Raw genomic sequence first — 24,113 nt, 5'->3', positions numbered from 1 at the left:
TTTTTTATTTGCTATAGTATTTATATCGGGTTAATTGTGATTGGTCACTTTTTAGAGTTGTACTTTTTCATCTCTTCAAGCTGCTCTACGGCATCGGGAGCGACTGCAACTTTCAGGCGAGCGGCCTGCTTGAGGTAGCGCTCGGCGGCATCGTAATCGCCCTGAAGTCCGGCAAGGACACCGCGCGCGTAGATGGCCTGAGGATCGTTGCCCGCCTTGAGGAGGTAACGTGCGGCTTTCGCGTAATCGCCAATCTGCATTGCGGAGTTGGCGGCGTTAAGATTGGCCACGGGATCGTCGGGGTACATGCGCACGGCGATTTCAAACACTTCCATGTACTCGGGCGTTCCGGGCTCCATTGACTGAGCCACGAGGAATAGCTCCTGGAGGGAGAGTTTCTGCGGGGCGGTGAGCATGAGGGCCTTTATCTCCTCGACATCGGTGTAGGAGCGCACTACGTATTCGACTGTGTAGTCGGAGTGACGGAGTCCGGGATATACTTCGGCGAGAAGGAATGCATACTGCTTGGGGAAGTCACGCTTGATGCGGGCGTCCTTGGCGTCGGGCTCGAGGTCGCTGTCGACAAGTGCGAGAATGAGGTCGCGGTTTTCGATGCCTGATGTTTCGAGATAACGGCGGAGGCCTTCCCAGTCCTCAGGCTCGAAAGATGTGCGTATGAGTCCCGGCTCGAAGGCGTAGAGGCTCTGCACGTAGTTTTTCAGAGTTTCGGTACGGCCCTTGGCGAGGCGCACGTTGTTGGAGTATGAGCCTTCGGGCGAAGCGTAACCCTTGATTGAGAGGGCGGTTATGCGGGTGTCGGCATCGTTGCGCACGACATCGATAGTCTTGCGAATCTTGGCAAGCTCCTCGGGGTTGCGACGATAGTCGGGATATATCTCAGTGCGGTTGACGGGGAAGTCGATGTAGGCCGAGCCGCGAAGCTCGCGCGCCTTCACCACTTCGGCTTCGGGAGTGATGAACACAAACTGCGGAGCGAATACCCTCTCCTTGAAGTCGAGCTGCTGAAGGAGTTCGTCGGATGAAAGGAGGGTGCGGCCTGCGCATCCGCATTCATCTTCCTCGATGGCGAGCTCAGCCTGCTCCATCCACTGCTCATAGGCCACGTTGGCCGAGTAGGGAATCACTGAAGTCTTGCCCGAGCGGTAGAGATTGGGGGTGGGATTGTTGCCGTCGTTGCGGAGATGGCTGTAGTAGCGGTTGCGTCCGGCCACTGTAACCGAAGGGAATGCGACACGGTTGCCCTCGTCGTCCTTGAGGACGGGAGTTAGTACGGTTTCCCTGCTCGCGCCCTGCTTCAAGGCGGCGACATCGATGTTCATCGACACCAACAAACGACTCTCGGAGCGCTCAACCTTAAGGTCGTCGATTTTCACGGAGCCGGCAAGCAGCGATGTAGCGGCAGCCTGGGCATAGAGGCCCATGAACAGCGCCACGCATGACATGATGATATTCTTGAGTTTCATTGTTGTAAATGCTGAAATGATTTTGCTTGTTGAAATCGTGAATTAGAATGTGTAAACAAGGTTAATTGCCGCCTTGGTGGGCCCTACATAGTTGTGGGAGCGATCCTTGGCAATCTTGGTTCCGCACTTGGCACATGGATATACATCGTAATGGGTGTAGATGTAACCGAATCCAAACTCAGCCTCGATGTTCCAGTGACGGTTGAGAATCCAAGAGTAACCGTAGGCCACTCCGGCACCTACCATCCAGCCTTGGTAACGGCGGTCGGTGAGCTTGCTGAAATCGCTTCCGAGAAACTTGATTGAGTTGTGGATGTTGCCCAGATTGAACTGTCCGCCCAATGCGTGAGCTGCAAAGAAATGCCCCTGGAATGTTTCACATAGCCAATAACGGGCTTCGGGTTGAATGAGCCAATGCTTCCAATAGTGTTCATTTACCTTCCAGCCGTTGAAGTTGCCCGATAGGTCAAAAGTCCATTTTGGCGCCAAGCGAGCCTCGACTCCAGCATTGATAGTCAGTGTGGCATCATATATCAAATTGGTCTTAACAGCCACCTCTTGAGCTGATGCACTGAATTGCATAACTGCCAGTAATGACAATAACGCTACTGCAATCCTCTTTTTCATTGATGTAAAGATTATAGTTATATTAATTCAATATTAAGCACTGTCATAGCAGCTACCCCATGTCAAAAACAATGTGCATTCCCTTCACATACGGCATAAACGCAACAAAATAAAACGCTAACATCCAAGCAGATAAAGGAAACACATATCCTTCCACACATCGATAGTTCCATAGTAAAATATCTCCTACCTAGAGATACTAAGTGCAATATTCATTATAACAATTGAATAGTCGATTTGTCAGAAATGTTTACACATATAAGTATATATAAGTTTAAAATTGGTAATGTTTGAATGTTATCAAATATACCCCCGCCCAATAAGGTTAAAAACACTTAAATATTGACATAAAATCAAATTAACATTCCAAGCAATAACCATACAATCAGTAATTTATACTTTTAGTGTATATTTTACACGATATTTTTAACAGTGTCAATAGTTAAAATGTTTTTTGCTGTTTCAAATAAATGTTTTATCTTTGCGGAATCTTAAAAAAGTATCTCTAGGTAGGAGATACTTAACTCCAACTATTTTTCGTCGCATTAAAGTGTTGCGGTTCGCGTGGATTGCGAGCCGCAACACAAATTTCTTATTCTCAAATTATTTGACTAATTTTGAGGTCGGTATGAAAATAGTGCTCATAAACTACAGTGTCACCCCGATGATGACAGCCATCGCAAAGCAGCTAAAAGGGCTTGGTCATCAGGCCATTATAGCTACCGCGACAGGCGGTGACGAGGGCTCACGCTGCATGACCGACCTGAAGATAGGCAACAGCGTCGACCGGGCCGTGCATAATGCGCTCGCATGGCTCAGCGACACCCACGGGATGCACTCGACGCGAGTTACGGCATCGCTTCTCGACCGCATAATAGCGCTGAATCCCGATGTAGTGCATCTTGCGGGGTTGAATAACTCATTTATCAACATTCCGTTTATGGCCTACGTGTTGATGCGCTGCAAAATGCCGGTTGCGCTGTCGGTGACCGAGGGCACCATACCGGGCACAGGGCGGAAGTCGCTGATAAAGCGCGACAGGTTCCGGCGCAAGACAATTGAGAGCACTTTCGGAGCGTGGGACCTGCTTCACCTCGTGTGTGACAGCAAACACACCGCCGAACGTGCCGCCGAGGAGGGGCTCGACGGGCATCCCACCTATATAATAAGCACCGACGACACGGCAAAAGCCGTGGAACAATACATAACACTCTATGACAACATCAAATAACGACGCAAGCAAGCCCCGGACAAAGGATGCGCACATATCGCACTGCAACGGATTCATGGGGCGGTACATAGCCCGCGAGCTGGGACACGGCGACGACTACGAGCCCCCTGCCCTGTGCCCGCTGACGGTAATATCGGATTCCGGAGAGATGACCGAGGAGGAGGCCGTGAAACTGATTGACGACACCAAGCCCAAGCATGTAGTGGTGGTGTCGTCGACCGCCGTGTATGGGCTCTCGTCGGGCGAAAACATCGACGAAACGGCTCCGGTGCGGCCCGCCGATAATGCGTCGCGTCACCTCGCCTCAATCGAGGATAGGGTCAAGGAGCGTTGCAAAGCCACGGGTGCGATGTGCACGATACTGCGTCCGGCCGATGTGGTGGGTACGGGAATGGAAGGATTCACAGGCAGGCTGGCACGCGATGTAAACAACGGCAGCTACATGCACGTGAAAGGCAATGAGGCACAGCGCAGTATAGTCCACGCAATAGATGTGGCCAAGGCGGTAAGGGCCGTGGCCGAGAAGGCGGGTGACGACTGCATCGAGGGCGTCTACAACCTTACCGACCGCAGCGGTGCCACCATAGAGCAATTGGCCGACGCGATAGCCTATCGTCTTGGGAACAAGCGCATTTTCGCCACAGGGCTAAAAGCGGCCAAGGCACTCGCATTGCTCGGCGACATAACTCTCGGCGCATTGCCATGGAGCAGGAAGAAGTTGAAAGCGAGGACGACAACGCTTACATTTAATTCGTTTGCCATATCGAAGCACACGACATGGGAACCGATGAGCGTGACCGAATATCTTAAAACCCACAAATACAGCGAAGATGACATTTGACACCATAGCCGATTTTGCGTCACGCACAGGCGACTCGCTGAAATCGATAGCCAAGATAGCGTTACAGACGCGTCGCCCGACACTGAAACCGTTCGACAATGCCGATTCGATAATCGTGATGGGCAACGGGCCGTCGCTTGCCGACACGATAGCCCGGCACAGCGATTTACTGACCAAGCACCCTACCCTGGCAGTCAACTTTGCAGCCAACGCGCCGGAATTTTTCACGCTAAAGCCTCGATTCTACGTTTTGGCCGATCCCCACTTCTTCATGTCGACCGGCAACGACAACGTAACGCGACTTCACGACAACCTGTCGGCAGTCGACTGGCCGATGACACTGCTCGTTCCGGCGCAATATGCGGCCAAAGCCCCGGGAGCCGGGAACAGCAATATCGACTTGCGCACCTACAACGCGGTGGGAGTGGAGGGCTACCGATGGCTTGAAAATGCGGCATTCAAAGCAATGAGGGGGATGCCGCGTCCGCGCAACGTGCTGATCCCCTCGATAATGATAGCCCTTGCCCTCGGATTTAAAAATGTGTATATCGTAGGGGCCGACCACTCCTGGACGCACACACTCAGCGTAAACGAAAACAACGAAGTGGTGTCGATACAACCTCACTTCTACAAGGACAACGCCAGCGAACTCGCCCGCACTAAGGCGGTAAGCATGGGGCTGACACTGCACGGCATACTGCAAAGCATGGTCGTGGCATTCCGATCCTACCACACAATCGAGCGTTACGCACGCCACATAGGTGCCAATGTCTACAACTCGACGCCCGACTCATTTATAGATGCATTTCGGCGACTCCCACTGGAGATGATCGACCGATAGAAGATAGAATAAACAAAGAGGGTCACTCTCGCGAGCGACCCTCTTGTTATATCTCGGATCAACCGAGCCATTAACCTAAAACATCATTAATCAAAAAACACTTTAAAAACCTAAATAAGAAACTACCTTAATTTTATATCCTATATTACAAAAGACTGATTAATTATTTTACACATTGCAAAGTTACGCCATCGAAACGTCTCAACCTATAGTATTGAGATGTGATATAAAATAAAATGGATGGATATAATAATTACATATCTGATATACAGACTATTATTTTCACACACAACAAGCAAAAATATAAACCATTTTCTAAGGATATTTTGAAATTAAGCCCATTTTACAGGCTGCCAAGGGGCATGAAATCCGGCGATTATAGTGTCGAGAAGGGAGCTCAAATCACGACCCCATACTATAGGCAAAGAGCGACATCTCTCGACGCCGCTCATCTCCTGACCCTTAAATCGGGGCCTCTACTTTACTAACTAACATAAAACTAATCTAAATGACCGCAAAAATACACGTTTGGGTCTTTCTACCATTAACTATACCTATTGTTTTACCGTTTTTCCAAAACCATACGTAAAATTGTCACATTCAATTATCGAGTGCAAAATTACTTAACAGCGGCATTGATTTCAACACAATATCACTGCGATATAAATACTTCCAAAACCGATATAAAGCACGACCGTTGATTAACAGCCGATTATGCATCGTCATAAAGCAATGCAATATAAGGGATATTTTAGCTCAGAATACCGATATTCATTATGTCGCTGTCAAATGTGTCGCGATTACGGGCCCTGCTCTTTATTCGGTTACGGTAGGTGTAAACCGTGTTAAGCGACAGTCCGAGGAACCGCGCCATCTGCGCGCTGTCGTCAAGGCCAAGCCTCATCAATGCAATGATTCGCAATTCAGGCGGCAGATGCCCGTCCTCCGACAACGATATGGCCTTGTCGGGTTCAAGCAACTTATTTACATCGTCGACAAATGTAGGATATATATTGACAAATGCATCATCAAACACTTCATAGAACTGGTGGCTGTACTCATCGGACATCTTTCCCGACTTCACCATCGACAAAAGCTCATCGACCTGACCTGCAACGATTTTGCGGCCCACTATGCGGTTGAAATCATCGAGCTTATCCATGCAATCCATGCATATAGAGCAAAGCGACAGGAACCGGCCTATGTAAACCTCCTTTATCTGATTGGCCTGCTCAAGATTGTCCTTCATGCGGCGCAATCGCTTCAAGCTTCGGTAATGATTGTACATTATCACAAAAATCAGCGACAGAATAAGCACCAGGCACACAATGATGATTATAAGCATGCGCGTAAACCTGCGCTCCTCGTCACGATGCGTTCCCACAATCATAGGCAACGACTTGGCCACCAAGCCGCTTCGCATCACAGCTCCTGTTTTCGCAATATTCTCCTGCGAGGCAAGCAAGTACCTGTGGGCATGCTTGTTATCGCCTCGGCTGTAAAGTCCCGTTCCAAGCCGCCTCAACGCCTCGCTGCTCAAATATCCGCACTCGATGTCGGAAAGGGCCACAAGAGCTGTATAATACAACGCCTGCTCGGTGCGTCCTCGCTCAGCATAGTTGGCCGACAGTAACAAGGCCGTTTCAGGGAAAACGATGTTATCCATCTCCAACGTTTCCAGCAAGTCGTTCAACGCGGCAATCGACAGCGAATATTGCTTCTTATTAAGGTAATCGGTACCGAGATAGAGCTTATAAATACTGTCATTCTCCCCTATCAGCGTCATCAACGAATCATTGAAAAGGCACGCCCGCTCAAAATATTCACCGGCAAACTCGGTTGACGAGTACATCGAAGCCATAAGCACATAGGAGAAGCGGCCGCTGTCGTAATACAATCGCCGTTCCGCAGAGTCAAGCTCCAGAGCATCAATGGATTCATATATGTTTATAGTTTCCTTCACAATGGACTTAAGCGGGTATATACGAGCCATTCGCAAACGGAATCTGACTGCCGCCACCGAGTCGCCGCGCTCCAACGCCGCCTTATAGCCCGAATCAAAGACCGACAAAGCCGAGTCGATGTTCAACGAGCTGTATTCAACGCCGATGTTTTCAACAAAGGAAAGATCGGCATTCTTTACACCGCCGACACTCTCTACGACATCCCTCATCGAATCAATCCGGGCAAATCGGCGAGCCACTTTCTCATAGCGCAAGGGCAAAGCCTTGTCAAGGCGCTTGATGGCATCGTCAAGCGTAGCCGGTAAATCGTCGGCCCTACACACTGCGCAAAACACGAGCGGCAGCAGTAACGACACAACAATCCTGTTCAAAAAACTGAAACGACCGATAAGCATCTGAAGGATATTATAGATTAGTTTTATATTGCACAACAAATATACGTATATTAGTCCAATATAGAAAGGAAATCACCCACATACATACAACAAAATAGGCCATTTCTCACGAAGCGGCCTATTTTGTTGCCTTTTTTAATAAAAAGACTTCCAAACCTAACATAAAACACATTTACTATTATGCACTATTTACATTCGTCGCATTAATGATTCTAACAATCTATACTAACCCTAAAATAATATATAAATACCAATTTATTTTTCCTATACTGTTTTGAGTTGTTTGTAGCGCAAAATTATCATTTATACATTATTCCGCACAACTCATATAGTAGGCGTCTAAATAATTTCATGGTCAATATAGAAAAATATATCTGATAATCAGTCAAAATGCCATTTTGAATATAGATGAATTGTACAAGTATTCATATACTTGTTTGATTATTACTATTTCCTTTTGAGGGCAGCTCTGAGCCCTCCGATTGTAGCCGTTTCACCAATTTCGGAACGACACAATGCAAAGGTATGAAATATTTGTGTGTTTTCAAAAAAATATTTCATGGCAATTAACACTTACAATATTTGCAGTAACTTTGCACCATGAAAGTTTCACAGATTCAAAAGTTGCTTAAACCTTGGATGCTCCCCATCGCAATGCTATGCGGCGTCCTGTTTCACGACTCAATAGGGAAAATCGCTTTTCTATCGCCCTATATCATCTTCATTATGCTGTTGATAACCTACTGCCGGGTTTCAGCCAATGAATTCAGGGTCACCAAATTCATCTGGGCGCTGCTCGCCGTGCAGGTTCTCGGAGCTTTGTGTGTCTACTTCGCACTTCTGCCATTCAGCAGCGACATAGCCCAAGGAGCATTCATCTGTGTATTCTGTCCCACGGCCACGGCCGCACCGGTTATCACCGGAATGCTCGGAGGCTCCATACCCCGACTCGCCACCTACTCGCTGTTCAGCAATGTCACGGTAGCCATTCTCGCTCCGCTACTGTTTACATATATAGGTACCGATGCCGACCTCACCTTTGTCGAGTCATTCTTTGCCATAAGCACTCGTGTATTTCCCCTCATCCTCGCACCGCTTGCTCTCGCGCTGCTTTTCCAGGCATTCATGCCGCGAGTACACGACGCCATAGCCTCGCGCCAGTCGCTATCGTTCTACATCTGGGCCGTAGCGCTCATCATCGTCGTGGGCAATGCCGTCAGCTTCATAATGAAGGAACCGGCCGATAAGATACCCGAGATGCTGTTGCTCGCGCTGGCGTCGCTTGTGGTGTGCTGCGCACAGTTCTGGATAGGACGACGCGTGGGTGCGCGACTCGGCGACAAAATATCAGGAGCGCAAGGGCTCGGACAAAAGAACACCGTGCTCGCTATATGGATGGCTCTCACCTACCTGAATCCTATCGCATCGGTGGGTCCGGCAGCCTATGTCGCATGGCAGAATACAATAAACTCCATGCAGTTATACTTTAAGACAAAAAGAGAAACAATAAGTTAAAAATAAAACTTTTACGCCCCGGCAAATGTTAATAATAGTACCTAATATACAACCATTATGGACAGCATGTACGAGATATTAATGGGGCTCCCGCTATTCAAGGGAGTCAGCCATGAAAAAATATCGGAGATAGTTGGCATGGCCAAGTTTCACTTTCTAAAATATCTCCCCAATGAGATAATACTCAATGCGGGGGACCAATGCACGCATATAAAGTTCATCATTTCAGGAAAAGCCCGACTCACTATAGCCAATTCAGACGACCGCTTCAAGGTATCGCAGACACTTGAAGCGCCCAATGTAATAGCACCGGAATTCCTGTTTGGCCGCGCTCCATTCTATCCGTGTACGGCCGAAGCCATCGAAGCCACCGGAATACTTCAGATATCCAAGAGCGACTACATAAAGATACTAAACACCGACGAGATATTCCTGTTCAACTTCCTGAACATATTGTCGAAGAACGCCCAAAAGGCAGTCGACGGCATTCTGGCCATCACAACCGGTAGCCTTGAGGAACGAATTGCATTCTGGATAATTTCGCTAACACAGCGTGGAGGAACCGACATAGCGTTGACATGCCGTCAGCGCGACCTTTACTCACTTTTCGGAGTACAGCGCACATCATTCCTCGCCACACTCGAGAGCATGCGCAATCGCGGAATAATCGAATACAACAACAATGAAATCCGCATCAATTCACGCGACAGCCTGCTCGACATACTGAACACAGCAGCCGAATAAAAGCCTGACGACAAAAGCGTCAGGCCAATTCACATATCAAGGTAGCCGATGATGAGTCGACTACCTTTACTTTTACGGTGTCGCCGATACGGAATGTGCCACGAGGGAACACACAAGTCTTGTTCTGCTGGTTGCGGCCCACCATCTGCTCCTTGGAGCGTTTCGACACGCCCTCGACGAGCACATCAAAAGTCCGTCCCACATCACGGCGGTTGGAAGCAGCCGACAATTCGTTCTGTAGAGCTATCATGCGGTTAAGGCGGTCGATTTTCACATCTTCGGGCACATTGTCGGACATAACCTTCGACGCAAGCGTTCCGGGACGCTCCGAGTACTTGAACATGAACGACGAATCAAATCCCACCTCACGCATCAAGTCAAGCGTCATCTCGAAGTCGGCCTCGCTCTCGTCATGAAATCCCGTGAACAGGTCGGTGGATATTCCGCAATCGGGCATAGCACGACGAATGGCCGCTATGCGATCAAGATACCATTCACGCGTGTACTTTCGGTTCATGCTCTTCAGCACGGCATTGGAGCCCGATTGTACAGGCAGATGTATGTGCTTGCATATATTGGGGTAACGGTCCATCGTGGCGATTATCTCATCGCTCATATCCTTGGGATGACTCGTTGTAAATCGCACTCGCATATCGGGAGCGGCCTCGGCCACCATTGCGAGCAATGCGGCAAAGTCTACCGTAACGCCGTCAGGGCCTGTATAGTTGTAGGAATTCACATTCTGGCCAAGCAGCGTCACCTCCTTGAATCCGCGTTCACGCAAATCGGCCAATTCGCGCAATATGCTTTCAGCCTCGCGGCTGCGCTCACGGCCTCGGGTATAGGGCACTATGCAGTAGGAGCAGAAGTTGTTGCATCCGCGCATGATGCTGATGAAGCCCGACACTCGGTTGCCGGTAATCTTCATCGGTATTATGTCACGGTAGGTTTCGGTTGTGGAAAGTTCTACATTTATAGCCTTCTCACCCGACTCCACCGATGCAAACAGCGCAGGCAGGTCGAGATAGGAATCCGGGCCCGCCACAAGATCCACTCCGTGGTTTTCAATAAGGTCATCCTTAACGCGCTCGGCCATGCAGCCTATAACGCCCACCGTCAAGCGTCCGTGACGCTTACGCTTCAGTGACGCAAGATATTGCAGGCGTGAGTGTATCTTCTGCTCGGCATTGTCACGTATCGAGCAGGTATTGAGCAACACCGCGTCGGCCTTGTCTATGTCGTCGGTCATCACATATCCCACGGTATCCATCACCGCGGCCACTACTTCGCTGTCGGCTACGTTCATCTGGCATCCGTAGGTTTCTATATAGAGGCGCTTCTCTGAATGCGCCGATCCGTTATCATTCTGTTTCATCATCTTCTTTATATTCATGGCATCGGCCTTGCCTTACATCGGCGGCTGATGCGAAAAAATTTTGATAGTAGGAGAGTTTTAGCTAATTTTGTGCAAAAATACGAAAATCCGCCGAAACCGTCAAGCCGCAGGCTTCCGATATAAGCGTAATCTACCATGTATTTTTCTTAAAATCATATATATAATCAATTATCGTCACAAGATTATGGCATTTCCCATTCTCACCCCTCAGGAAGCCGCCGACATTATCAAGAACGGCGACAACATTGGACTCTCAGGCTTCACTGCCGCCGGTACCCCCAAAGTAGTCACCGAGGCGCTTGCAGCCAAGGCCGAAAAAGAGCATGCCGAAGGTCGTCCCTTCAAGGTAAACATTTTCTCGGGAGCATCAACCAACGACCATGTCGATGGTGCCCTTGCACGCGCAAATGCCATTGGCACTCGCACACCCTATCAGAGCTGCCCCGACTTGCGCAAGCGCATCAACACTCATGACGCCCACTACTTCGACCTTCACCTGTCGGAGCTTGCACAAAAGGTGCGTTACGGAACATTCGGCGACATCGATGTTGCCATAATTGAAGCCGCCCGCGTAAGCGACAACGGAGAGATTCTTCTCGGCACCGGCGTGGGAATGTCACCCACAGTAGCCCATCTTGCTAAGAAGATCATCATTGAGCTCAACGAGGCAATTCCCGAAACAATCGAAGGCCTTCATGACATATATATGCCGCTCGATCCTCCCTATCGTCGCGAAATACCCATCTACAAGCCCAGCGACCGCATCGGTACTACTTTGCTGAAGGTAGACCCCGCAAAGATTGTCGGAGTCGTACGCACCAACCTCACCGACGGCGTTCACGGTTTCTCACCGCTTGACGAAACCACTCAGATGATAGGTAACAACGTGTGCAACTTCCTCATCCACGAACTTCGCCGCGGAGCAATACCTCCTTCGTTCCTGCCCCTGCAGAGCGGTGTAGGCAATGTGGCCAACGCCGTGCTTTTCGGCCTTGGTGAATCCAACGAGGTTCCCGCATTCGACATGTACACCGAAGTTATCCAGGACGCAGTTGTCGACCTCATGGAACACGGAAAATGCCGCTTCGCCTCAACCTGCTCGCTCACATTCTCCGATGCAAAGATGGCCGAGGTGTTCAACAACATCGACTTCTTCCGCGACAAGATTCTCATCCGTCCGGGAGAGATATCCAACAGCCCCGAAATTGTACGCCGACTCGGTGTCATCACTATGAACACCGCACTTGAAGCCGACATCTTCGGAAACATCAACTCAACCCACGTTGTAGGAACCAAGATGATGAACGGAATCGGTGGTTCGGGCGACTTCACCCGCAACGCCTACATCTCGATATTCAGCTGTCCGTCAGTTGCCAAGGGTGGTCTTATCTCGACAATCGTCCCCATGGTTTCTCACCTCGACCACAGCGAGCACTCGGTCGATGTTCTTATCACCGATCAGGGCGTAGCCGACCTGCGCGGAAAGGATCCCGTACAGCGTGCCGAAACAATCATCGAGAATTGCGTAAATCCCGACTACAAGGAACTCCTTTGGGACTACCTGCGCATGGGCAAGGGAGGTCAGACACCCCACTCGCTCAACGCCGCACTCGCATTCCACACCACATTTGCCAGCGAAGGAGACATGCGAAAGACCGACTGGGCTAAATTCGCATAATCAACTTATTCACAGATATTTATTGGCCGCATTAACCTGCAATGGTTTTTGCGGCCAATATTTTTTTACTTCAATCACTTGACAACGGGGGTTTTATATATTAACTTTGTAAGTCTTTTGGGCAAAATGTGCCCGTTAACAACCCTCTATGGAAAAAAGACCGAATAAAGGCATATCTACATTCTCTGCCCAGATTACAGCCACAATCAGTGTGGCCCTTGTGTTGTTGTTGCTCGGCATAATAGCCATGCTCGGAATAGCCGCACACTCCATAACCCGGAATATAAAGGAAAACATCGGGTTTGACATCGTATTGACCGATACAGCCTCCGATGCCGAAGTCAATCAGCTCAAAAGCCGATGGACCGCAGCGCCCTATACGGCAAGCGTGCGATACTATTCCAAGGACGACGCACTCATGCACTGGGAGGAGGAAACAGGCGAAAATCTCATGGATGTTCTCGGCGTAAATCCCTTCAGCGGCGAGCTCGAAGTCAAGGTTAAAGCCGACTATGCAAGTTCCGACTCCATCAACAAGATCATCGCCCCGTTGAAGTCGCTCCCCTACGTTCAGGAGGTGAACGTACACACCGAGCTTGTCGACTCCATCAACCGCAACATCAACTCGATTTCACTGATTCTCATAATAATAACCTGCGCGCTGCTCTTTATATCATTCGCACTCATAAACAACACGGTGCGTCTTACGGTATATTCGCGACGTTTCATCATACACACTATGAAACTCGTAGGAGCCACAGGGTCGTTCATCCGCCGGCCGTTCATCAACGCCAACGTGGTGAGCGGCATAATTTCGGCATTGATTGCAAGCGCAATCCTCGCGGGTACACTCTATTACCTGCAGGGAATAGACTCAGGCATCGCATCGGCCATTACCTGGCCCCAAGCTGCATGCGTATTCGCCGGAATCCTGGTTATAGGAATAGTGATATGCGCAGTTGCAGCGCTGTTCGCAACCAACAAGTATCTTCGTCTTGACTATGACGACATGTTCCGATAAACAACTCTCACACTGAAATATAAAGAATATGGCAAAACCAAATAACAATTTCAAGCCGGCCGTCGAAGACAACGGCATCGAGCGCGAATCCTACTCGCAATTTCCACTCGTAAAGATCAACTTCATCCTCATGGCCGTTGCCGGTCTGATAATCGTGCTCGGATTCCTGCTTATGCTCGGCGGCAGCTCAACCGTTGACGAGTTCAATCCCGACATATTCTCGACCCGTCGCATCGTGGTCGGCCCCACCATGGCTTTTCTCGGATTCATATTCATGGGCGTAGCCATTGTATATCGTCCGCGCAAAAAAGAGGATAGCGCTGCCGACGCCGCCGAAAGCGACAAATAATTCACCCCTTTAACATAGTAAATCTACAATCAATAATATATGGAATGGCTTGACGCCCTCATTTTAGGCATTGTGCAGGGACTCTCCGAGTATCTGCCCATCAGCTCCAGCGGACATCTTGAGATATTTCGTGAAATCCTCGGCATAAACTTGCCCAATGAGGATATCCTTGAGTTTGATGTCATGCTGCATGCCGCTACCGTGCTGTCGACACTCGTTGTGTTATGGAATGAATTTTTCCCGTTATGCCGCAGCTTCTTCACAATCAAGCGTGACGACAATTTCTACTACGTGTGCAAAATCCTCATCTCATGCATTCCGGTAGCCATCGTAGGCCTGTTTTTCAAGGACACTGTCGAAAGCTTCTTTGGCGGCAATCTCACCACAGTGGGAATATGCCTCTGCATAACGGCAGCACTTTTGGCATTTGCCTACTTCTTCCGCACAAAGCCCGAGGAAACCAACAAGCTCACGGGCCGTGTATATCGCCCGCGCGACATCACCTGGCTCGATGCATTCGTCATCGGTATAGCGCAGTCTATCGCCGTTCTTCCCGGCCTCAGCCGCTCAGGCACCACCATCGCCACAGGTATACTCCTCGGCGACAAGCGTGAAAAAGTAGCTTCATTCTCGTTCCTGATGGTCATAATCCCCATCCTTGGCGAAACATTGCTCAACATAAAGGACATGCTTTCCGAGCCCTCGGCATCGGGCAGTGTCGGGATGCTTCCCCTCACGATAGGCTTCATCGCCTCATTCGTCGTAGGCTGCCTTGCCTGCAAGTGGATGCTCAACATCGTCAAGAAGGGAAAACTCGTGTGGTTTGCCGTCTACTGCGTCATCATGGGTATAATCTGCATCTGTTGGTAAGCCTATGAATTTTATCGACGGAGAAGTACTCTATATCGACAAGCCCTATAAGTGGACCTCGTTTGATGTCGTGAAGCGTGTGCGCGGCACCCTTTTGCGACGCATGAGGATGAAACGCCTGAAGGTGGGTCACGCCGGTACGCTCGACCCGCTCGCTACAGGAGTCATGGCCATCTGCACCGGAAAGGCGACCAAGCTTATAGACACCCTCCAGGCCCACACCAAGGAGTATGTTGCCACTATAGCTCTCGGTGCCACCACACCCTCATTTGACCTCGAAACCGAGATCGACGCCCGCTACCCCGTGGAGCACATCACGCGCGAGCTCGTCGAGTCGGTTCTCTCGCAGTTCAAGGGGGCTATAGAGCAGGTACCGCCGGCCTTCTCGGCTTGCAAGATATCAGGCCAGCGAGCCTACGATATAGCACGCAAGGGCGGCGATGTCGACATAAAGCCCAAGACACTCGTAATCGACGAGATTGAGCTGCTTGAATTTTCACCCGAAAGCATCGTTGTCAGAGTCGTGTGCAGCAAAGGCACCTACATCAGGGCACTTGCACGCGACATCGGCAGGGCTCTCGGCTCGGGCGGACACCTCACGGCACTGCGCCGTACAAGAGTGGGCGACATAAAGGTCGAGGATTGCCTGCCGCTTGACAAGGCGATAGAGATTCTTCAGGTAATCGACATCGAGATGCCCGAAGACGACGACACACAGCGGAAATAACCGCCCCAACTATTAACTACGATAATTTCTCCAAAAAAGGTATATATGAAACTTTCTCAATTCAAATTTAAGCTTCCCGAGGAGCTCATCGCTACAGAGCCCTGCGCCGTGCGCGACGAGTCACGACTCATGGTTGTAAACCGTAAGACCGGTGAAATCGGACATCACACATTCAAGGAAATAATCAACTATTTCGGCGACGGTGATGTGTTCATCCTCAACGACACCATGGTGTTTCCGGCTCGATTGTACGGAAACAAGGAAAAGACCGGAGCAAAAATTGAAGTATTCCTTTTGCGTGAGCTCAACGAGGAAAACAAGCTATGGGATGTTCTCGTAGAGCCTGCACGCAAGATTCGCATCGGAAATAAGCTCTACTTCGGCGACGACGAGTCGATGGTGGCCGAGGTTATCGACAACACCACCTCACGCGGCCGCACTCTCCGATTCCTCTACGACGGAAGCCATGAGGAGTTCAAGGATGCCCTGTACAAGCTCGGACAGACTCCCCTGCCCCCCTATATCAAGCGCGAACCCGTTCCCGCCGATGCCGAGCGCTATCAGTGCATATTCGCAGCCAAGGAGGGTGCCGTAGTGGCTCCTGCCGCAGGATTGCACTTCAGCCGCGAACTGATGAAGCGCATGGAGATAAAAGGCATCGAAACTGGATTCCTCACCGTGCACTCGGGTCTTGGCAACTATCGCGAGATCGATGTCGAGGACCTCACAAAGCATCGCATGGACTCCGAGGAGATGGAAGTGACTCCCGAACTTGTCGATATGGTAAACAAGGCCAAGGACGACAACAAGCAGGTGTGCGCCGTAGGCACTTCGGTGCTTCGCGGAATAGAAACCGCAGTGAGCATGGGCGGCCACATGAAGACATTCACCGGCTGGACCAACAAGTTCATCTTCCCGCCCTACGATTTCACCGTAGCCACATCGCTTGTAAGCAACTTCCACATGCCCTACTCGACCATGCTTATGATGGTTACCGCATTTGGAGGTTACGACCTCGTGATGCACGCCTATGAAGTGGCTGTAAAGGAGAAGTATCGCTTCGGAGCCTACGGTGACGCAATGCTGATTATCTGACAATCACTCACGCATCATCATCCGACAGCGTTACGCCGTCGATATCAAGTAAACGCGCTGACAATGCCCCGGCATGGTCGGCGCGTATTCTTATGCTCATCCGGCAAGCATTGTCAAATGCCTGCTCGAGTATCTTGACCTCGGGATTTTTCACTACCCGCATCACATCGTTCATGGCGAGATAGGGAAACACAAAGTTTATCACCCGCTGCTCGTGGCACTCGATTATGGTGCCTGCCGTTATAGCCTCGCGGGCAGCTTCGCGATATGCCACGATAAGGCCGCTTGTGCCGAGCTTTATGCCACCGAAGTAACGCACCACCACTATTACGATATTGGTGAGGTTAAACGAATTTATCTGACCGAGTATGGGCTTGCCGGCCGTCCCCGACGGCTCTCCGTTGTCGTTGCTCTGAAACTCCTCGCGTGCGGCACCTATCATGTAGGCCCAGCACACATGACGGGCGTCGTGATACTTCTTCTGATACTGCACAATCACATCCTTGGCCTCCTCAGCCGTCGTAACCGGAACGGCAAAGGCCAGGAACTTGCTCATCTTCTCCTTGTACCACCCTTCGGCCGGAGATTCAAGAGTATAAAAAGTATCGCCCATAATCCTTGACTTTTTTACAAAGTTAGGGATTATGGGCGTAGGTTACAAATGTTAATGATCAATATACGTGCTCGCCGTCACCTTCCATTTCGGAGGGAGTGATGGGCTTATGGTCCATTTTGTACCACACGTACCAGATGTAGGCGAGGACAAACGGCACAAGTATCGACACGAAACTCATTACCGTGAGGGTGAATTCGGTCGACGAGCTGTTGTTGATTGTCAGCGAGCTTGCCGGGTCGATGAGCGAAGGATAGTAGGCGGAGTTGTTGTATCCGGCCACCCAGAAAAGAGTGAGCACCACAAGCACCGTACCGATGCCCGACCACCATATACCCTTGGTGTAGTGCTTGGCAAAAGCCGATTTAAGCACTCCGTAGAGCACCATTACGACTCCGATGAGCCACAGCACTATGCACCACCACATCTCGATGTAGTTGTAGAAATACTTGCCCTTAAGCCGTTCCCAGCCGTCGGGGGTGAAGTTATATCCGTCATAGGTCCACAGGAGCACTGTGAACGCCAGGAAGAATACCACAAATATTACTCCGTTCACAAGCACGCGACGCTTGTTGAGGTTGAAGAATCGATCATCGCCGGCGATGTTGTTCATGAAGTACAACGAAGCCTGAGTGCGGGCGAGGAACAGCACGGCCAGTCCGAGAATCCAGTTGCGCCAGCTGAAGATGGCCTCAAAGCCATGTGACGGCACCCACTGCGAAATGACGGGCGAACCGGGATCGAGTATGTTGCCCATGCGCACCGTAAACTCTGCGCCGAAGAAGAACATCGACACAGCCACGCCGAGAAGGAAGCAACCCACACAGCCGTTGATAAACAGCAGCCAGTCGTAGAAGCGCGTGCCGTAGATGTTACCGCTCTTGCGACGGTACTGATAGCTGACGGCCTGTCCCACGAAGCTGAACAGGATGAGCATCCACAACCAGTAGGCACCGCCGAAGCTGGTGCTGTAGAAGAGCGGGAACGAAGCGAAGAATGCGCCGCCAAACACCACAAGCGTGGTGAATGTCAGCTCCCACTTGCGCCCGAGCGAGTTTACCATGAGTGTACGATCCATGGCGTTACGGGTGTCGAGAAGCATCGACTGCCCTCCCTGCACGAAAAGCAGGAATACCAACAGCGCACCCAGCACTGAGATGATAAGCCACCAATATATCTGTAAATGTTCAAGTGCCATAGTCGTTAGTCTTTAGAGATTGTTTCAATGTCTTCTTTGGAATGTTTGTTTATCTGCGACAGCATGATGCTTATCTCGGCGATGAGCAGAATCGTGAACACGGCGGCAAACATGAAGAATGTCACCTGTACGGTAGCCGACGAGATGTCGCTTATTGCGGCGCGGGTGGGAAGCAGATCCTGAATCACCCAGGGCTGACGGCCCACTTCGGCGGTTATCCATCCGCTTTGCGAGCACACCCACACTACGGCTATCGACAACATGCCTATCCATTGCACCACCTTGTTGCGGAGCCACTGCTCACGATAGTAGACGGCAAAGAGCGCAACAATGAAGAATAGCAGCAGATAACCTCCCGCAATAACCATGATGCGGAACGTGTAGAATGTCATAGCAACCGGAGGAATGGCCTCGGCCGGGTTGTCAAGGTAGCCGTAGCCGAAGTATTGGTAGGTCGAGCGCAGCTTATCGAGAGCGACCTCCATTCCGGCCACATCGCCGTCGGCCATCGCTGTGTCGTAGGCGCGTAGAGCCTCATGCGACTCCTTGCCTATGGCTATGCGATCGGCATAGCCTACGCATGTCACGGTTTCACCGTCCCCGTCGATTTCATATCCGTCGATAAGGTCGTTTATACCCGGAACGAAAGCGTCGAAGTCGTGAGTGGCGAGAAACGACAATCCCTTGGGTATGCTTATATGGAACAGGTAGGGATCCTCGTCATTGTCATGTCGCTTGTCGGGATTGAGAATGCCTATGGCCACAAGCTCCTGTCCGCGGCTTCCGTCGTAGAGTCCCTCCATGGCGGCAAGCTTCATGGGCTGATGCTTGGCTACATTGACTGCCGACAGGTCACCGGTGGCAAGCGTGGTAAGAATACCTGCAAATCCCACCCAGCCGGCTACCTTGATCGACGACATGGCCATCTCGACATTGCGCTTGCGCAGCAGGAACCAGCAGCTCACGCCTATCACAAACACGCCGGCAAGAGTCCATGCGCTGGCTACGGTGTGGGTAAACTTGGCAACAGCCGTATCCGACAGCACCAGCGCCCAGAAGTCGTCCATGACATTACGCATCTGCGCCGGGTCAAATTCCATGCCCGCGGGCTGCTGCATCCATGCGTTGGCGATAAGAATCCACAACGCCGACAGGGCGGTGCCTATGGCAGTGAGCCATGTTGCGGCGAGATGGAACCGGGGGCTCACCTTCTTCCAGCCGAAGAACATCACTGCGATGAAGGTCGACTCCATGAAGAATGCCACAATACCCTCTATCGCAAGCGGGGCTCCGAATATGTCGCCTACAAACCAGCTGTAGTTGGACCAATTAGTACCAAACTCAAATTCAAGGATAATACCCGTGGCTACACCCACGGCAAAGTTGATGCCGAATAGCAGCATCCAGAACTTGGTCATTGCCAACCACTTGGCCGAACGCGTCTTCACATATACGCTCTCCATGATAGCGACTATCAACGCAAGTCCTATCGTGAGAGGAACAAATAGCCAATGGTACATGGCCGTCAACGCAAATTGCCATCGCGACCAGTCTACAACACTAATTAAGTCATCCATATAATATAATTTTGTTAGGTTAATCTTAACTGCAGTCACGCAACAGGGCTATCGCCTCTCATCGGTAAGCGCCGTCCTCACGGCCTGGGCGCGGTCACGGTCGTTGTCGTAGTCACGCTTAAGCAGATCGGGAAAAAAGAAGAGCTTAAACACAAAGAAGAGGATAAACAGCTTTATCAATATCAACGCCCACAGATAGCGGCCCACCGTCATGGCGCGGAAGCCGTCGCGATAAAAACGCCACACTCTCACTACGGGATTGACTTTTTCGATCGGTTGCTGCATAGTTTTTGGTTATGTATATATTAATAAAACCAAATGTAGACAATTGTTCTTAAAATTCCAAAAAAACCTTGCCAATTGTAAAAAAGCGTCCTATCGCCGACTATATAAAACGACAAAGCCCATCCTCACGGACAGACTTTGCCTAATCGTAAATTATTGTTTTTCTCTTCTCGAAAATGTAGTATAGTCTATTTTGTCGCTATTATTCGGCTATCATTATGACGACACGGTTGTCATCGTTCTGTACAAACGGTTGTTCACTGTCGCCCTTGCCCGACATTGAAATGCGGTCGGCCGAAATTCCGGCATTGAGCAATGCATCGCTTACGGCTTTGGCACGACGCTCCGACAGAGTCTTGTTGTAGCGTGATGTTCCGGTGGCCTTGTCGGCATATCCGGTAACTACAACTGTCGCGCCGGGGTTACGCTTCATGTAGTCGACTACAGCTGCGACCTTGCTCTCCTGCGATGCTCTGATCTTGGAGGAGTTGATGAGGAAGAATATATTTTCGGTAATTTTCTCAACCTTCACCTCAGGCTTAGGTTGTTCAACGGGTTTAGGTGTTACTTTGGGTTCCTCCTTTACGGGAGCGGCGGCTACGGGAGCCGGAGGAAGCTCTTCATAGACGGCAGGAACCTTGCGGGTTCCCTTGCCAAACTTGAAGGTGAAGCCGGCAAGAGCGTTAAACTGCCAATCGACGCTGCCTCCGCGCTTGGAGTTGAAGTGATCCGACATCATGTTGGCGTTGACCTCGACATTGAATGCCACGTAACGGCTCAGGTTTATGTCGACGCCTACACCTGCACGGCCGGCGACAAACCATTTGTGACCAGTCCACAGATATTTCAATTGGTCGGCATATTCAAGTCCGTTGGCAGCCTCATCGTTGTTGAATGCGTTGATAACTCCCACACCAAGGAAGGCGTAGAAGTCGACACGACGGTCGGGGCGGAAGCCGCCTATAATGTTGGAGAGCGACATCACGATGTCGGCATTGCCCTGGATGAAGTCATACTTGTAGACACGGCGGGGCGATACCCACGCGCCCTTGGCCTGCCAGCCGCTCACTCCGAGCCTCACGCTCCATGCGGGAGCGAAGTGATAGCCCGCACTCAATGCAGCTGCAGGCGACAGCATGTCGCTGAACGATGTTTCGCCGAGTGTTTCGGCCACTCCGGCCTGAAGCCGCAACGACCAATAAGGCGCAAACTCAATACGCTCGGGGGAGAGCATACGACCTCTGTTGTCTGCAACATCATCGGCCATTGCGCTCATTCCGGTGACAAGCAACAACGCTGAAGCTATTATTCGGTTTATTCTATTCAACTCTATTTGTATTTTGATGTTTTACGCATCAAAATTACAACATTTGAATGAATTTGGCAAACATTTGCATGATTATCGTATCAAACATATATCATTTTACGAGTCATACCGCCATCTATCACAATGTTTTCACCATTTAGGAAGTCATTGTCGGGTAAAGCGATGAAAATACAGGCTCGTGCAATGTCGTCGACGCGCCCCACCCTGCGTGACGGATGCTGGGAGTGATCGGCCTCGCCGAGTGCGTCATAGTCGCCGGTTTCAATCCATCCGGGCGACACGGAGTTGACCGTTATGCCGAGCGGAGCGAGCGACATCATCAACGCATGGGTGAGCGAGTTGACGGCTCCCTTGGATGCCGAGTAGGCCTCGGTGCCGGCCTCGCTCATGGACTGCCTGGTCGAGGCCATGTTGATTATGCGGCCGTAATGAGGCTCACCGCCCATGTTGCGGCGATGAATGGCGAGCTTGCGCGAAGTGATGTAGACGGGGCGCACGTTGATCGACATGATGTCGTCCCACTCCTCGAGGCTGCTCTCCTCAAGCGGCTTGAACGCGCTCACGCCCACATTATTTACAATAACATCGATGTCGCCCCACGCCTCCAGCAGGCGATCCATGCAGCGCTCAAGAGCGGCGGCGTCACGCACATCGACGGGATGAAACTGCGCTCCCGTGGCCTGGGCCGTAGCCGCTCCCGCCTTGCTGTCGATGTCGCAGAACGCCACGCGGCATCCGGCGTCGCAGAACGCCTTGACAATGGTACGGCCTATGCCGCGAGCACCGCCCGTGACAAGCACCCGCCGTGGAGGGAATTTTACAGTAAGTGTGCCCGGTCGCGCCCCGGTGGGAGTAGTGCGATGACGGTAGGTCACGCCCTTTCCCGAGCGGTATTCCTCCATTTTGCGTTCAAGATAGTTGTCAGCCATTGTTATTCCATTTTAGCGTTACGGCAGCCGATTCAAGCTGGGCGGTCACCGGCGGACGCAGCTTGGCCACCTTTATATATCCGCCCGTCACCTTGGGTAAGTCACGCTCCACGGCCGACTTTATGCGCCACGCCACATGCTCCAGCAGCTGCGACGGCACAGCCATCTCGGCCTTGACAAGCTCGATGACATCGGCATAGCTCACCGTGCCGTCGAGGCGGTCGCAGGTCATGGCCTCGGTCATGTCACACTCCAGGTGCAGCGTCACCTCAAACTCGTTGCCCACCTCACGTTCACGAGGCAACACCCCGTGAAAAGCGTATAACCTCAATCGGTTGATCTCAATAGTTGTTGTCATAGGACAAATTTAGACAAAAATCTTGAAGTTTTCATCTAAATTCGTTTTTGCGTACCACCTCACATAACGCACCGACAGAAATGCGCATATACAACTCGCCCCGATGAGGTCGTTCTGTACAAATGACCTCACCGGGACGAATCATGATTATGATGTTAATGTTGACCTGACTTGTTTATCTCGGTAACTTATAGAATGCCCTAACGCGAAAATATTCTTTTCTTTCAGCTCGGCCTTTAATCCCGTCAGGACCGGTATAATCATCATCTCTATTTTCTGATCCGGATTCGGCATAATCAACATCAGTCCCGTTTATTATTATTTTGGTCGCTCTTGCTCGATTTCTCGCTCCATAAGAATTTAGAACTACATTTTTAGCTGCGGATGCCGACCAATAAAAATTTCCTTTAAAATCAGGGAATATCAAATAATGTTCAGTTAACGCACGTTCAAGTTCTCGAATACCTGGAAGATACCAACCACCATTATCAATATTTTGATAACTATTATTTTTAGGAGATGGAACCGACCCATCAGCATTCCTTTTATTTTTACCATAGCAATAGTGAAAAGCCGTAGAAGGAGGATTGTCATTGTATAGCTTTACCGTACTCATAGGAATATACTCTGAATCCGGATTTCTACCTCTTGTATATATTACAAACTGTGTTGCCTGCAATCCGTCATCGTATACTTCATCTGAATTAATAAGCCTTGACCATCCTGATTGATGATAATTTTTCCCTTCTATACCCCAAGGCATACCTTTATAAACCTCACCGGGCATAGTGTGCTGGTCCAATGGGTCATAATGTTCAAGATACTCTTCATAGTACTCCATGTAGGTATCGTCAATAGTTCCACCGCTCGGATGGTTGTAAGTTATCTTCTTCAATCCTCGTTGCTCGATTTCAAGAGTTCTTACTCGCTCAGGCTCCATGAGAACTTCATTTTTCTTGCGACGATAAACTATTTTAGATTTTCATCGGTTAGACTTAACCGATTGAGGAATAAACTTTTAGCGAATTATTTGAAAAGTGGCGGTAAC

At 50.4% G+C, this 24,113-nt stretch carries 23 protein-coding genes; 11 read left to right on the top strand and 12 right to left on the bottom strand.

Translation table 11 applies throughout. The annotated features are described in order from the left end of the window. Positions 1-44: 44 nt before the first annotated feature. Positions 45-1,463, bottom strand: coding sequence for a DUF3868 domain-containing protein (locus E7746_RS01290; protein WP_136411275.1), 1,419 nt, complete (start codon positions 1,461-1,463; stop codon positions 45-47). Between the two features lie 63 nt (positions 1,464-1,526). After that, a complete protein-coding gene (locus tag E7746_RS01285; protein WP_123395248.1) occupies positions 1,527-2,111 on the bottom strand; it encodes a DUF3575 domain-containing protein in 585 nt (194 codons plus the stop codon). A 628-nt stretch (positions 2,112-2,739) separates the two neighbouring features. On the opposite strand from E7746_RS01285, the gene E7746_RS01280 reads away from it, so the two are divergent. Genes E7746_RS01280 through E7746_RS01270 form a run of 3 tightly spaced genes read left to right on the top strand, consistent with a single transcriptional unit; the run spans position 2,740 to position 5,024 of the window. Continuing rightward, the gene (locus E7746_RS01280) at positions 2,740-3,342 is read left to right on the top strand and encodes a glycosyltransferase family 4 protein (protein ID WP_136409594.1); all 603 of its coding nucleotides are present in this window, start codon (positions 2,740-2,742) and stop codon (positions 3,340-3,342) included. Continuing rightward, positions 3,326-4,183 carry an NAD-dependent epimerase/dehydratase family protein gene (locus E7746_RS01275; RefSeq protein WP_136409593.1) on the top strand — a complete coding sequence of 286 codons (858 nt, stop codon included), beginning with the start codon at positions 3,326-3,328 and terminating at the stop codon, positions 4,181-4,183. Before E7746_RS01280 ends, E7746_RS01275 begins: the two co-directional genes overlap by 17 nt. Then, positions 4,173-5,024 (top strand): hypothetical protein, encoded by an 852-nt coding sequence (locus E7746_RS01270; RefSeq protein ID WP_136409592.1) that lies wholly within the window; start codon positions 4,173-4,175, stop codon positions 5,022-5,024. Before E7746_RS01275 ends, E7746_RS01270 begins: the two co-directional genes overlap by 11 nt. A 751-nt stretch (positions 5,025-5,775) precedes the next feature. On the opposite strand, the gene E7746_RS01265 is transcribed toward E7746_RS01270, so the two are convergent. After that, positions 5,776-7,359, bottom strand: a complete 1,584-nt coding sequence (locus E7746_RS01265) for a DUF6377 domain-containing protein (RefSeq protein ID WP_136409591.1) — start codon at positions 7,357-7,359, stop codon at positions 5,776-5,778. 624 nt (positions 7,360-7,983) lie between these two features. Between E7746_RS01265 and E7746_RS01260 the strand changes: the two genes are divergently transcribed. After that, positions 7,984-8,898: a transporter gene (locus tag E7746_RS01260; RefSeq protein ID WP_238337285.1), complete on the top strand. Its 915-nt coding sequence runs from the start codon at positions 7,984-7,986 to the stop codon at positions 8,896-8,898. Positions 8,899-8,955: 57 nt separating this feature from the next. Further along, complete coding sequence (locus E7746_RS01255) at positions 8,956-9,642, top strand: Crp/Fnr family transcriptional regulator (protein ID WP_123395242.1); 687 nt, start codon at positions 8,956-8,958, stop codon at positions 9,640-9,642. 19 nt (positions 9,643-9,661) lie between these two features. On the opposite strand, the gene miaB is transcribed toward E7746_RS01255, so the two are convergent. After that, the gene (gene miaB, locus E7746_RS01250; RefSeq protein WP_238337284.1) at positions 9,662-11,035 is read right to left on the bottom strand and encodes a tRNA (N6-isopentenyl adenosine(37)-C2)-methylthiotransferase MiaB; all 1,374 of its coding nucleotides are present in this window, start codon (positions 11,033-11,035) and stop codon (positions 9,662-9,664) included. A 187-nt stretch (positions 11,036-11,222) separates the two neighbouring features. Here miaB and E7746_RS01245 point away from each other — a divergent pair, with 187 nt between their 5' ends. The 6 genes from E7746_RS01245 (at position 11,223) to queA (ending at position 16,778) form a co-directional block, all read left to right on the top strand. Then, positions 11,223-12,716, top strand: a complete 1,494-nt coding sequence (locus tag E7746_RS01245) for a succinate CoA transferase (protein WP_136409589.1) — start codon at positions 11,223-11,225, stop codon at positions 12,714-12,716. Positions 12,717-12,864: 148 nt separating this feature from the next. Next, on the top strand, positions 12,865-13,737 hold the full coding sequence (locus E7746_RS01240) for a cell division protein FtsX (RefSeq protein WP_136409588.1): 873 nt from the start codon (positions 12,865-12,867) through the stop codon (positions 13,735-13,737). 28 nt (positions 13,738-13,765) lie between these two features. Then, positions 13,766-14,086: a DUF3098 domain-containing protein gene (locus E7746_RS01235; protein WP_136409587.1), complete on the top strand. Its 321-nt coding sequence runs from the start codon at positions 13,766-13,768 to the stop codon at positions 14,084-14,086. Between the two features lie 39 nt (positions 14,087-14,125). Next, positions 14,126-14,956: an undecaprenyl-diphosphate phosphatase gene (locus E7746_RS01230; RefSeq protein ID WP_136409586.1), complete on the top strand. Its 831-nt coding sequence runs from the start codon at positions 14,126-14,128 to the stop codon at positions 14,954-14,956. Positions 14,957-14,960: 4 nt separating this feature from the next. Beyond that, positions 14,961-15,683, top strand: coding sequence for a tRNA pseudouridine(55) synthase TruB (gene truB, locus E7746_RS01225; protein WP_136409585.1), 723 nt, complete (start codon positions 14,961-14,963; stop codon positions 15,681-15,683). A gap of 45 nt (positions 15,684-15,728) precedes the next feature. Beyond that, positions 15,729-16,778 (top strand): tRNA preQ1(34) S-adenosylmethionine ribosyltransferase-isomerase QueA, encoded by a 1,050-nt coding sequence (gene queA, locus E7746_RS01220; protein WP_136409584.1) that lies wholly within the window; start codon positions 15,729-15,731, stop codon positions 16,776-16,778. Positions 16,779-16,785: 7 nt separating this feature from the next. Here the strand turns inward: queA and E7746_RS01215 are convergent, their stop codons facing one another. The 8 genes from E7746_RS01215 to E7746_RS01180 all read right to left on the bottom strand — a co-directional run bounded on the left by E7746_RS01215 (position 16,786) and on the right by E7746_RS01180 (position 24,005). After that, positions 16,786-17,391, bottom strand: coding sequence for an IMPACT family protein (locus tag E7746_RS01215; RefSeq protein WP_123395235.1), 606 nt, complete (start codon positions 17,389-17,391; stop codon positions 16,786-16,788). A gap of 58 nt (positions 17,392-17,449) precedes the next feature. Further along, positions 17,450-18,589 (bottom strand): cytochrome d ubiquinol oxidase subunit II, encoded by a 1,140-nt coding sequence (locus tag E7746_RS01210; protein WP_136409583.1) that lies wholly within the window; start codon positions 18,587-18,589, stop codon positions 17,450-17,452. A 5-nt stretch (positions 18,590-18,594) separates the two neighbouring features. Further along, complete coding sequence (locus E7746_RS01205) at positions 18,595-20,166, bottom strand: cytochrome ubiquinol oxidase subunit I (protein WP_136409582.1); 1,572 nt, start codon at positions 20,164-20,166, stop codon at positions 18,595-18,597. A 48-nt stretch (positions 20,167-20,214) separates the two neighbouring features. Then, positions 20,215-20,451 carry a DUF4492 domain-containing protein gene (locus tag E7746_RS01200; protein WP_136409581.1) on the bottom strand — a complete coding sequence of 79 codons (237 nt, stop codon included), beginning with the start codon at positions 20,449-20,451 and terminating at the stop codon, positions 20,215-20,217. Between the two features lie 202 nt (positions 20,452-20,653). Beyond that, the gene (locus E7746_RS01195) at positions 20,654-21,778 is read right to left on the bottom strand and encodes an OmpA family protein (protein WP_238337283.1); all 1,125 of its coding nucleotides are present in this window, start codon (positions 21,776-21,778) and stop codon (positions 20,654-20,656) included. A gap of 80 nt (positions 21,779-21,858) precedes the next feature. Then, entirely contained in the window at positions 21,859-22,707 is an 849-nt protein-coding gene (locus tag E7746_RS01190) for an SDR family NAD(P)-dependent oxidoreductase (protein ID WP_136409580.1), read from the bottom strand. Beyond that, a complete protein-coding gene (gene folB / locus E7746_RS01185; protein ID WP_136409579.1) occupies positions 22,700-23,065 on the bottom strand; it encodes a dihydroneopterin aldolase in 366 nt (121 codons plus the stop codon). Before folB ends, E7746_RS01190 begins: the two co-directional genes overlap by 8 nt. 175 nt (positions 23,066-23,240) lie before the next feature. Next, complete coding sequence (locus E7746_RS01180; RefSeq protein WP_168184273.1) at positions 23,241-24,005, bottom strand: hypothetical protein; 765 nt, start codon at positions 24,003-24,005, stop codon at positions 23,241-23,243. Positions 24,006-24,113 lie beyond the last annotated feature (108 nt).

Origin of the sequence: Muribaculum gordoncarteri, from assembly GCF_004803695.1 — a bacterium.
GTDB lineage: Bacteria > Bacteroidota > Bacteroidia > Bacteroidales > Muribaculaceae > Muribaculum > Muribaculum gordoncarteri.
This window is presented reverse-complemented; position numbering and strand designations above follow the sequence as displayed.